This window comes from Capnocytophaga sp. oral taxon 412 str. F0487, from assembly GCF_000271925.1.
GTDB lineage: Bacteria > Bacteroidota > Bacteroidia > Flavobacteriales > Flavobacteriaceae > Capnocytophaga > Capnocytophaga ochracea.
In genome coordinates, this window is the sequence record NZ_AJZR01000061.1 from 134635 (window position 1) to 148370 (window position 13736).

The 13736-nt window shown below is 40.6% G+C and carries 1 protein-coding gene; it reads right to left on the reverse strand.

What is annotated here, in order from left to right:
* Positions 1–358 precede the first annotated feature (358 nt).
* The gene (locus tag HMPREF1321_RS10900; RefSeq protein ID WP_034576071.1) at positions 359–12526 is read right to left on the reverse strand and encodes a T9SS type B sorting domain-containing protein; all 12168 of its coding nucleotides are present in this window, start codon (positions 12524–12526) and stop codon (positions 359–361) included.
* Positions 12527–13736: the final 1210 nt, after the last annotated feature.

Sequence of the window (13736 nt, forward strand, 5' to 3'; positions counted from 1 at the left end):
GTCTCGCGAAGATTTCACGGATTACTGAGCTAAAGCTGAAGAATTTCACGGAACAGTAATGAATAAATTGTAACTGACGTTAATTATGATGCATAAGATAGGGGATAAAACTGATAACACCAAAATAAGCCAATAATACCAGAAGTGAGGAAATGAGAGAATGAGGAAATTAGCAAACGAGGAGTGTATAAGATAAAAATAAAAGACAAAAGATAATAAATAAAGTGAAGGAAAATACAATGACCATTACAGTTGGGATAGCAATAAAATTTTTAAGAAATGAAAAAGGGCTACCCTTAGCGGATAGCCCTTTTAAAATAAATATTAATTAATGTATAACCTATGAAGCAAACAAATCTTAACGATATAGTGTAAAGTTACCGTTGAAGGTACGAGTATCGTGTTCGTCGCTAAGTTCTACGAGGTACCAATAGTCGCCTGTTGGCATATCTCTACCGTCGTACTTACCGTCCCATTCTTCGCCTGCTCTAAGCGTTTTGAGGCGACGACCGTAGCGGTCGTAAATAGTAGTACGAATGAACGGATACTTATCTACCCTGCGTGGTGCCCACGTATCGTAGTTGCCATCGCCGTCAGGAGTAAAGAAGTTCGGTATGAATACATCGAAGTATTCTTCATAGAACGTTTTCGAGAACGTACAGCCTGCTGCATCGTGTACTACTACATCTACTATTTTGAGTTTCTTACCGCTCACTGGATCGGTGTATTCACGGTCGTTCATTCTCAATTCGTAGACGTTATTGGTATCGTAATCCTCACCATTGAACTCATAACGATAAGGTTTCACACCGTTTACACCTTCTACTTGTAGTGTATTGATAACGGTAGTAGGTGATTTCACGATATTGTTCAACTGGCGATACTCTACCACAGTTACTGATTTGGTAGCCATTTGAGTACATTGTTTAACAGCTCCGGTAACTGAATGGACATCGGTATAGACGATTTCTAAGGTTTGAGTTGCTATACTCATATTAAACCTGTTCTGGTCGATATAGCCGACATTCACACCGTTGTTACGCGAGAAGGTTTGTGGTGTAGTAGCTCCATTGAGTTTGTAGGTTATCTTATTGAAATCTACTTCGTCTTTGAAGCGTACTTCTATCCAGGTTGTGAAGTCGTTATTATCACAACTGAAGCCTTGCTCGGTAGTTGGGTCGAGGTCAGGAGCTGAGTAAACGCTGAACTTATAAGTAGGCGACATCACACAGCCGTTGGTTGTACTGCTTACGCTATCGGTTACCACAATCTCGTAATCGCCTTCGGTTAAGTTAGAAGCGCGGATTACGGTTGCTGATGAGGTAGCATAATCGGTATGTGCAGGAACGTTAGAGCCTTCTTTCATTATAGCGATGTCGTAGTTAGGACGACCGCCATCAACGGTGAACTCTATCCAAGCGTCGTTACCTTTGTGACATACAAGCAAGTTAGAATCGGTTACATTCACTACGATAGGCTTAGGTTCTTTTACTTCCAATTGTCGAACGATGAGGTTACAACCCCAAGTATCCCAAATTTCAACGGTGTACATACCAGGTAGCAAGTTGCTAAAGGTAGTTCCCGATTGAGTGAAAGCGTTTAAATTGGAATCTACAATAGTATAAACATAACTACCTGAACCACCTCTAACGCTTGCTGGGTCGATAGTAATCTCACCATCGTGGTCACCTTGACAGGTAACATCACGAGTTACAGAAACAGTAGCGGTAATTGGGTCGGGTGATTTCAAGCCTACTTGTGTAGTACCTGAAACTACTGAACAGCCCCACGCATCGGTAACGGTAACGGTATAGGTTACTACACCACCAGGAGTACCCGTAGATACTAAGCCTGTGAACAAGGCACTATCGCCATTGAGAGCTATAATTTTCCGACCTGTAATAGCACCGCCTTGGATATTGACAGTATAAGGAGCCCAACCACCTGATACGGTTACAAGTATCTCACCAAGGTTGTTATCGCAAGTTACGCTGTGTGTTTCCTTAGCAAAAGCAGTTATAGGAGCTTCGGCTTGTACTATCTCGAAGGTAGTTTCGGCTTTACAACCTGAAATAGCCGAGATAGCTTCTACCCTGTACTTGCTTGCTGGCAAGCCTGCGTGTGCTATGGTAGCACCTGTAGAGTTACCTGTAATAGGAGTACCTACTGGCAACGGATAGATTGTATAGCTAAATCCGTTAGCCACTTGGTCGCCGTCAGAAAGACGGGTGTCGGTAAGTTCTAAGGTAATAGAACCTGTACCGCCGTAGCAAGTTACCCTTTGTGGGTTCTTAGCTTCTAACAACAAGGTGTTAGGATCGAGGACGGTATAGTTGGTACTTACCTCACAACCTGTAATCATATTCTTAGCTCTTATCACATAAGCGTAAGGTTCAGTAAGGGTGAATGTATAAGTGAGTGAGTTAAGCGTTACTGGAGGTATTACGGTAATAGTACCCCAACCTACTTTGCTCACTGAGTACTCGATAGGTTCGCCACTGTATACGGTGGTAGTGCTGAGGGTTACAGAGATGTTTTCATCTACATTACAAGTCTTCGCTTGTAACTGAGTAGCGGTAAGACCGCTCATCATAAGTGTAGGTGAAATAGTCACTGCGGTAGTAGTTGCACTACAACCATTGGTATCGTACACCTGTGCATAGTAACTATTAGCGGTAGTTAAATAGCTTGGTAAGGTGTAGCTATAAGAGGTTACTCCCGGAGTTACTTGCTGTTGATAGAGCAAGGTACCTGAGGCAAGCTCTCGGTATTCAATACGTGTATAAGACTCAGTACCACCTGTTACATTATTCAAATCGAAATGCAATTGTGGATTAGTAACTTCACCTGTATCAGCATCGCAAGTGTACTCTTTTTTGCTAAGGGCATTGGTAGTTGAGATTACATCAGGAGAGGTAACCGTTACTTCAATGGTTGATGAACAAACTTGTGCACTTACAGCTGTAATACGGTAGGTAGCACCACCTAAGATAGCTGCACCTGATGGTACGTTATTAAAGGTTACGTAATTACCATTTAGAACCTGAGTTACACCTGGTACTGCTACCCCTACATTATCGGTGATTGTAAAGGTATATGGAATACCATCAACAGGATTTGCTTTTATACGTACGGTAGCAGTTTCGGCATAACAAGTAGGTGTAGTAACCGAAAGGACTTCGAGTCTAGGTATTTCAGGAGGTCTTACTACGAAGTCTAACGACTTAGCACATTCGGCAGGAGTACCCCAAGTAGCTGCATCATAGATATTGATGAGATAGCTACCTATACCACCATTGGTTATTACACTGTGTGCATTACCTGTAACATTAGCCCCTGTAACCACTGGCACAGCACGTTCGTTGGCAGTACCTTTGTTAATCACACGGTAGAGACTAAACTTATAAGTACCTGAACCACCTGTGATATTAGTTACATTGATAGTTACTGTATTAGTAGCACCACAAGGTAACAATGGTAAGTGACTTGCATCAAACTTAATCATCTCGTATACTCTAAATGTAGTACTAGTTTCGCAACCATTAGCATCTTTAAATGAGATGGTGTATGGATTTGGATTTGGTGCTAAGCGTATTGGTAAAACAGTTTCAGTAGCTACTGTTATGTTTTGCCAATTCACAATACCGTCTATCTTGTATTGATGTTGACCAATACCTATGCTGTTAAACTTCACTCTAATAGGATAATCGGTATTATCGCTACAAGCGTCATCGACAGTAATTGAGGCAACAGAAGGTTGAGAATCGACGGTTACGGTAACTGTGTTTTCTCTCAAACAGCCAGAAGTATCTCTGACAAATACTTTCCAAACACCTGCTTCTACGTCTTTTGATTCGTTATCAGTAGAAGTAGTGAGGGCAGTCTCTAAGGCAGTACCAGTAGGTGCTGGCGATAGAGTAGTATTGTGATAGTAATACTGATAAGGGGCTGTACCTCCTGCGGCATCTACTACTATCTTACCGAGACCTTGTGGTTGCGGTGCTTGACAGTTTGCCTTACGGGTAACCGTAGCAGTCATTGTCAATAAAGACGCTGACTTACCTATGGTAAAGTTGGTAGTACCTTGTGTACAGTTAGTTCCACCCTCAGTAAAGAGGACAAAGTATCTACCTGCTGGAACATTTTCTATTACTATATCTTGACCTACTGCTGGAGTTGCTGTTAATGGTGGCGTAACAGGACCACTCGCTACAGCAGTTCCTAATGACGGATAAGTAGGTGTATAGCGGAATACTTGATAGGTAACATTTGGATTTGTCCAGTTCTTCAAGCGAACGAACACCTTACCGTCATTGGCATCGGCACAAGTAGTAGAAGCAACACCTGTGATAGTAGCTTCTAAAGGCGATTGTGTAGGTACAGGTATATTAGCTTCCTTGATAAAAGTACACTTGCTACTTGCATCGTACACGATAAAGGTATAGGTTACCCCTGGTGTAACACCTGTAAAGGTGTAAGTAGAAGCCATTTTAATACTACCATCGGACAAGGTGGTAGGTACCACAGCACCACCGTGGAACCAAGTATCATTTCCTCCTAGAGGGTTAGCCACTGTTTCTTGTACACTGGTAGTGGCTCCATAAGGAGGAGTAATGCCTTCACGATATACAGCGATGTATTGGTTAGCACCGATAGTTCCACCTGACTTATCGTATACTGAGATAGCTATTTCACCGGAGTTGGCAGCACAACCTATTGTGGCTGTACCTCGTGCGTCCAAGCCATTAGCATCGGATTTTACAACAAAGTCATAAGTATACTTACAAGACTTAGCATCTTCTACCACTATTTGGTAGTTACCAATGTCTAAGTTCATAAAGGTTTCTCTTGAACCAGTAGCTACATTAGTACGAGTAGCATTCACCACGCCGTTCTTATTTAAAGTAACAGTGAATGGTGCAGTACCTCCTTTATTCACCCAAGCACTTGCCTGAGCTTTCTGAGTACCCGTAGTAGAGCACTCAAGGTCAGTATGGGTAACGGAGACTACCATTGCAGGTACTTCGGTAACAGTAAGACCTAATGGGTCGGATTTACAGTTTGAAGCATCTACAATTGTAAGAGTATAGATTCCTTTTGCTAATCCTGTAATATCTCCTACTGGACGTGTAACGGTGGTAAGACCATTATTAAACTCTATAGTATAAGGAGCTACTCCTCCTGAAATGTTGGCATTATTGAAGAGTATCTTACCTGAATTAACGCCTGCGCAGTTAATACCTTCAACAGTAGGCGTAACTACAAAAGCAGGAGCATCTTTCTTGATTTCTTGTTTAGGTGAAATCACTTCACAGTAGTCACCATTGGTCATTTGGTAACGTATCTTAAAGTAGTAATCACCTGGTATCTTAGTTTTGAAAGTATAAGTATTACCAGAGTGGCTAATAGCAATACCTGTAGGGGCTGCTACTGTAAAGTTGGCAGTAGGTGAATTGCTCCACAAGAACTGACGAGCACCTCCAGCTTTACCACCAGAGTAAGTAATATCATACTCGGCTTCGCTATTAGGTACACAAGTTAAAGCTGCTTTAGAGATTACTTGCATACGCAATGGGTTGTCTATAGTATAAGAAGTGCTTGTACGACAGTCAGCACCATCTTTTACTTCAAAGTTATAAAGACCAACCGATAGGTTTTCGTAAATGATAAAGTTCGTAGCGCTGGACTCAAAAGTTGCGCCTCCGTCTTTACTAAACTGATAGCTACCATTGCCATTTATTACCTTCACTTGCAAACGACCTGTATTACCACCTTTAAAGCAAGGTTCTAAGTCTACTACTTCTATTTGCAATGGCTTAGGTGCTGGCACATCAAGAGTAGCCGTCATTGTACAACCATTGTTATCCTCTACTTCAATTACATAAGTACCTACCTGTAAGTTAAAGTCAGCTTCGTTATTTACAGCCGATTTCGATTGTGACGGTGTAGTACCTGTTATAGGAGTAAAGCGGAATATTTTATAAGGTCTTGCACCTCCTTCGGCAGTAAAGCGTACTGTCGCAAAGGTATTAAAGCAAGACACCGGAGCTGTAACTGTAGCCGTAACTGTTAAAGGTACAGGCTTGTTAATAGTATAGTTAAAGGCTGTTTGGCAACTGTGTTCATTAGCTTTGCGCACCAATAACGTACCATTATTTACTGCTGGGATTCCTGTGAGAGTAGCCACCCCTTGAGCAGGGTTAAGCTGTGTAAGGGTAACACTCGTCCAAGTAGTAGTACCCGCTATTTGATATTCTACTACAAATGTAGAAGGTGGATTATCAACTGTCAAGAAGATAGAACCATCATTCTTGCCACATTTTTCGTCGTAGGTAGTACCACGTGCTTTAAAGCCTTTGTTATTGTCAATCTTCACTGAAAGACCTTCAGCGCGCACTTGGCATATCTTAGTAGGTTGTGTAATCAGAATATCGTCCACTGCTAAATCACTACCCACAGTAGAAGCTGCTGCTATATTTCTAATCTCAAATATATAAGCATTAGAAGTTATATCAGTAGTTGCAAAGGTTACTTTCTTATTAATCCAAGCTCCTGTACGAGGAAGTTCACCTAATGACCTTTCAACGTATTGCGCTGGGTTACCAGGATTGTACAAGCGTACTACCAAGTTAGGGTTAGTACCACCTATATAAGTAACAGGTAATAAGTTGAACAAGTTCACTGATACACTCATTTCTTGACCGGCTACTACATCTCTAATCGTGCGCTTGTAAACAATACCATTATCATTATCAGGGCTACTTCCGTTGATTGCTAAATAGCGACCATCAGTTACTCCCGAAGCGTCTGACGGTGGTGTAGATACCCAGTAAGTACCTGTGGTAGGTACTTGGCGTGTAATCATATACTGGTTATCTCCCAAAGTAGTACCGTTGGCATTACAAGTAATAAATACCGACTCGGAGTCGCAAGTATTCTTACCTTTACCAAAGTCTTCTTTAAACAACACATTAGGAGTTGTGCCCGTAGCTGTCTTCGGTGTATACCGCGCATAAACACTATAAATACCTGGGTCTAATGTAAAGACATTAGAAGTACGCGTTTCGCTGAGGGTTCCATCGTCTTTTACAATGTCGTATTCGTAGTTACCTGCTGGGTTAGTAGTTACCGTAAAGGTACCTTTACCCTCACAGTCATAAGTAACAGTAGAAGCACTTACGGTAGCAGGCACTATTGGTTTTATGGTAATAGGTATTTCAAGAGTACATTTATTACTATCGCGTACATATACCACACTTGCTGTAGAACCTACACGCAAAATAGGCACGGTAGTAAACGATACGTTATTAGTACTAAACTCATAACCTGTACCAGTACCTCCTGACACATTGTTAATATGTACTATATACTCTTTGGTAGGACTTGAAGTATCACAAGAGATATCCTCAGCTACTCCTGCATAAGCACGCAAAGTGCTTTCTATATCTTTAATTACAATATTGCGGTTTCTATAAGTACATATATTGGTAGTAGATAACTGTATTTGTATTTCTACTTCATACTTACCAGCTTCCAAGTTATTGAAGAAACCTGTAGAGTTGGTACCTATAGTTTGTACTCGTGCTCCTGTGTCGTCTAACTTGTAAAGGGTAGACTTCACGTTTTGTTGTGTATTATAAGTGATAGACACCTGTCCGGAATTATTAGCAAAACCACACAGGATATCGCGAGTTTTTATTGTATAGCCTAAGAGTCCTTCTGGATAAATATCCACAGGGGCAGTAAGAGCATAAGCTGAGTTGGCATCTTTGGCAATGAACACATATCTACCAGGTTGGTCTATATGTATATCACGCTCTACAAAGCTACTACCTGCAGGTATGGTAGCTATGAAAGCTGAAGCAGGTACATCGGAGTAATCAGTATAGCCGTTTTGTACCACGCCGTCAATACTCCAAATAGCAAACTGATAAGGATTCTTACCTCCATCGGCTTCAAAACGGGTAGTAAGTGAGTTACAGTTCTTCCAAGCCTTAGGAGTTACTTTGGCTGTAAGAGTAGTTTGTTTTTCTATTTTTTGTATAAAAGTTGCCTTACAAGTGCTTGGCAAAGCGGTTGAAGTAACCTCAACAGTATAAGTATCAGGGGCTATGGTTATAGGCACTCGGTATTCTGAATTAGTAGTAATCACAAAGGCTTGTCCGTTTTGGTTCACTACATTACCTGCTGAGTTTTTCAACACATATTTATAAGCAAGACCCGCCGTAGCCATACGTATAGTAATGAAACCTTGCTGATAGCTGGTCACATTGGCAAAGTCTATTATTTCACCTGAAAGTGAATTGGTAAATACATCAAAATAGAAGTATTTTTCACAGTTGTTATTCTTGTCTGATACACGCAAGCGGAAATGACCTTGTGCGTTGGCAACAAAAGTATTGTTGCTATGTACATCTTCCCAAGCGCTATCATCTAAGTTCGGACAGTTCAAGCTTGATGGCGAAGAGCCTGCTTTTAGCTTTTGCCACATTATATTGCTATCGCGGAAGTTCACCACTATATTACGTGAAGGCTGATTACACAAGATAAAGTGACTTACCCATAAGTTGTTACCCGCACACACATCACCTCCATTAGCTTGAGGTCTGATAGGGTCTGGTAGGTTATTGCTGGATACGAATTTTATTTCTTCACTGGTAGTGTAGGTTACATTACCGCATTTCATCAATTTATCTACTCTATAAGTAGCAGGGTCGCTTACCTCTATATAATTATGGTTTAACGGATTTGGTATCTGTGTACCGTTCTTATACCAATTATAAGCAGTAAAACCATCAATAGCAGTGAGGCGTGTATTTATGCCAGAACAAGCAATCTCGGTACGTGAACACTCTTGCGTAGATATCGCAATAGTTTTAGAGCCTGTGCTAGTTTGTTCAGGAATAGTACAAGCTGCCATTCCTCCTGAGTAAGTTAAAGAGTAAGTGGCTTGTAACACATTCATACAAGGCTTACCGATTACTGAACACTCTCCTTTTAATGAAATAGGAATAAGTATCGTTTGTAAATTACCTCCTGCTGTAAGTGTTTGCTTAGGCAGTGTAAAAGTAATCACATTACCCGATTTAGTAAAGGTAGGTTTGTAGATATTAAGGGTAGCCCCTGTAACATCAGGAGTACCTATGGTAATATTAGGGTGATTAGGCAAAGTAACCTCTAAAGTCGACGATACTACCCCTGCGGTTCCTTTATTTCTATAAGTAATGCGATAGTTGAAGTTCTCAGTAAGTGATAAATCGCGGTTGATAGGAGCCCCTGTACCATCTACAAAATCATTGGTTACCTCCATATCTACGGCACGCGATTTTACTACCACGTTAAAAGTACAAGTAGCTGCATTACCTGAGGTATCCTTAAACACATAGGTTACCGAGGTCGTTCCTATCGGGAACCGCTCTCCACTTTGGTGAGTCTGGCTCCAAGAACCTATACGGCAGTTATCGGTTGCCGTTACCACTCCCCAATGTGCTATTCCGTAACACTGGTTAGCTACCGCAGTTACTTCAATATTTTGCGATGGGCAACCTGTAATCACAGGAGGTATGGCGTCAGGAGCGAAGTTTACGGTAATAGTATGACTGCCCGAGTTAGTAGTACACAACCCGAGGTCTTTCAAACTGTAACGCACCACATACTGGGTATTGCGTGTTACCGTATCACTAATAGTTTGTTCACTACCCAAGAAAGTTTCAGTGGCATTAGCTTCTATACGGAACCAATCTATATTGAAGAGTTGCGCCGAACCACCAAAGGTAAGGTCTACCACGTCACCATTACAAGGGTTCGTGCTTCTTGCCACATAGGTAACCCCTGGCGAAGTATAGTTATTTGCCGTTACCAGAGCCGAATCAGGGTAATCACCACAAGCGTGAGAAGTGGTCACAGCATAAGTACCGTCCGGCACGTTCTTAAATACGTACCCCGTAGCGGTAGAAGTAGCTCCAAATACTGGCGATTTAGTTTCTACTCCTGTAACGGTATTCTTAATACTGAATTGTAATGGGTAACGGATATACTCAGGATTTGTAACGTTCACCGCTATAAGTCCTGTCCCCGATGCCGCACTACACGAAGTACCCACCACATCGCGTTTGAGTTCTCCTGTAGGACTCACAGTTAAGTACACACGACTGACGTGAAAAGCTCCTGTACCATCATTCACAGGGTCAGAAGGTTTATGAGTGTCAGGAGAAGGGATTACACTATACAAATTCATACTATTAGCTGGATCAGTAAAGTACTGTTCTCTCTGTGAAGCTTTCCCTACATCCCACAATTGTTTTATACGTGCGTAATAAAAATAAGTAGACTGTAACAGATACTCTCCTGCTGATAAGTTATTAAAGGTGTGTGAATGGTCATTGCTCCTTCCTACTACTTGGTCATAGCCTGTAGCAGTCTTTTTTAATAAAGTATATTGTGCATAACGTAGTGTTCCTACAGGAGTTGTTCCTATTTCATACGAAACCTTTGCCGCTCCCACACATCCTTGTTCTACTTTCACCTCATCTTTGTCATACTGCATCGGAGTATTTAAGTTGAATTCTTTGGTTGCTTCATTGCCACAACGGTCTTTAATAGTAATATTATATCTACCTTGTGGAAGGTCTCCAAACTCAAAACGATACGTTTCATTAGCAGTATCAGGGTTTCTCACCTCTTTTACCATAGGGAAAGTATACGTTACTTTGTGTAGTGGTTCAAAAGGTAAAGCGGTTTGGAAGTCAAATGTACGAGTAGTACCACTGTGCCCATCGTCTAAATAATCAACAGTCACAGTGATAGGGTAATTAAATTGGTTTCCTGCTACCCATTTGCGTATAGATACAGTACCTTTAAATATCCCTCTATTAATTTCTATCCCGTCAAAACGCTCATCTATCTTATTAGGCAAAGGAGCCATATTCACAATACGCTCCGGCTCATAACACTGAGTAATTCCCGCTCCCTTAGTTTTAAACTTCACCTTATAGTAGCCATTAGCTTGCAAAGTTAAATCGGCATACAAACTACCGTTGTTGTTTATCCAAGTATAGTCAGTCCCTGGCGTAAGAAGTTGCCATTTAGTAGAGTCGCTTATTTCTGACTGTGTATAAGTAGCATTCCAACTCGGGTCGCCTGCACCTATATACTTGTATATTTCAAAGTAAAATCCTTTGGCTCCTGCTGCTGATGGATTTTTTACCCAGTCTGCTGGAGTAAAGTTCTGCCAGTTATAGAACCCAAAGTACATCTTATCAGAAGCACTGTCTGGGTTAGGCAATTCTATTTTTTTCCAATTAGCCTCTACGTACAGATACTTAGCCGAAGAACCACTGGGACAAGGATTAGCAGGGTCAGCGTTTAGGTCTGAACGGTTCACTGCTGCTATCGCTGTCGAACCTGCTCTATCCATATATATAAAGGGATCTTGTGAATTCGTAGGGTTCAATTTGTTTCTTAGAACATCTACTAAGTCCTTATCAAGTTTAAATTTCTTAACTATAGGTGTTTTCCCTAAGTTAATGGTCAGTTCAATAATATCTCCTTCTTGAAATTGTACTGTATTATTGGTAATAAAAGAATAAGCACTAGATTTTTGTGGGCGAGCACTCGTTTGATAAGAAGAAGTAATATCATAACTATTTATATAATGCCCTGCTGAGTCATAGTGTTTTATAACAGCAGTGCCGGGTTTCCCTTTAATTTCATTCTCTAAACTTTGTTGTATACCTACATTGTCTTTTCGTTTTATACGAAATGAAAAATTAAACTTACAATCAGCTCCTACGCGTATGCCTGAATTCTCATTGTCGAGTTCAAACTCCATACAGTCAATATTCAATGAAGAAGCCGCTACTGAAAAAGTAGTCTTATTGGTTTCCCCACAATTCGGAGTACCATTCATTGTATCTTCTACGGTAAGCTCATAACCACTTCCTGTAGTAATTGGTTTAGCATTAGTCCCTTGAATAGTGATTTCCAAGTCTTGCCCCGCAACAGCATTATGAGTGGCATTATACAGCTCAGTACCCCCTTTGGTAAGGCGCACTTTAAAAGGTCCTTTGGCTCCTTTCTGTATTCTGAAAACCACGCTACCGTCATTACCATTCCCTGTACAAGACGGCGGTACCGATTTAAAACTTCTAAAAGTTGGTGGTACGTACGAAGAAGTAACCGTTACCACTTTAGGTAAAGTAGATTTCTGGTTATTAGCTACATTCACCATTGTAACAGTATACGTACCCGCTTTAAGCGTAGTAAACTCGTGTTCATTTTTACCCGTCACTCCTATTTCCATAGGCCACGTACGACCACTCGGGTCACCAGGTACATCGAGTTTTACCTGCAACTTGGTACCTACAGGCCCCATAGTAGTAGGAAGTGTTACCTTAATCTTCCCATCTGAGGCACATTGCCCTGGTGTTGTGGAAACATTAAAGTTGTTTAAGTTCAGCGGTGTTTGAGCCGAAAGCCCGAAGACCGTCATTACTATAAAAACAATTGTTAGAAAAAACTTTCTCATAATGCTATATATGCTATTTTGAAACAATAGTATCACTATACTTTAATGCACAAAAGTATATATTTTTCTCGAAACAGCAAAACTCTTTTATTGCGAATGTTAAAACAAAAGTTGCTCTTCTACCCCTTCCCTACCCTGCTCTTCCAACGGAAAAACCTTACACAACTATAACATTATTAATTACATACAACTGTGAAAAAGAAAAACAATCTACCCTTTTAGTCCGCTATTTTTTAGCTATATTTTAACTTTTTGTATACAAAAATTTAACATTTCCAAGACGCTATTTTGGTAAAAAACACCCTCTTTTTTCACTCTTTTTTCACCTCCTTTACACAGATAATTGGAAGTTTTTACACAAAAACTTTTATCACCTTATTTATATTATGTATTCTATCTCAAATTCATCTTCGTTTAATGTCTATCCAATCTATATAGTTCAATGCTTATCCAATGAGCCCTACACCTTGACAAAGTTTCTATTCGCCCGTCGTGCTACGACCTTTAGCAAAGTTGAAAATCACTCACCCATACTCTCTGAGAGTTACCCGTAGTAGCCGAGTAAGTGAATAAAGAGAGAAGTTTTTCTGAGTCTCTCCTACTAATTTCCAAATTTTCTAATCCTCTTTTTCCAGCACATTCCCTCTAAACTCCTCCCAAAAATTCACTAATCTCCAAATTTTCTAATTTGCTAATTCCCCTTTCCGTCGCCACATTCCCCCTTTGAAGGTAGCCAGCGACAGCTGGGTATGTGTAAAGGGGGATGTTATTCTCTATTGCCTATGGCCTAAAACCTATCATCTCTTCCTCTTTCTTTCGCCTCGAAACCCCGTTTTTACCGTTTTTTGTATCGCTGTATTATATTATGAATCAACTTTTTATATACCCTTTCTATACCAATCGTCCAAGATTCGTATAAGCTTCCTATAAGCTCTCTATAAGCTAAGCCCCCCCTTACACCCTTTTTTCATCAAAAACTCTTCCTCCTCTCTTCCGAACTTCTCCGTTTCCTTCCGAATCCTCCTAACACTCTCCCAACACATCGCTTTTTCATCTCAAACTTTGCCAAAGTTAATTATTAGCATTATAAGCATCTACCCCATTTTCTAATTTCCCCATTTTCTAATTTCCCCATTTTCTAATTTCCTCATTTTCTAATTTCCTCATTTTCTAATTTCCTCATTTTCTAATTTCCTCATTTTCTAATTTC

What these genes read in the sequence shown, in the direction of transcription:
- HMPREF1321_RS10900 (WP_034576071.1), bottom strand. Translation starts at nt 12,526, where the DNA reads ATGAGAAAGTTTTTTCTAACAATTGTTTTTATAGTAATGACGGTCTTC.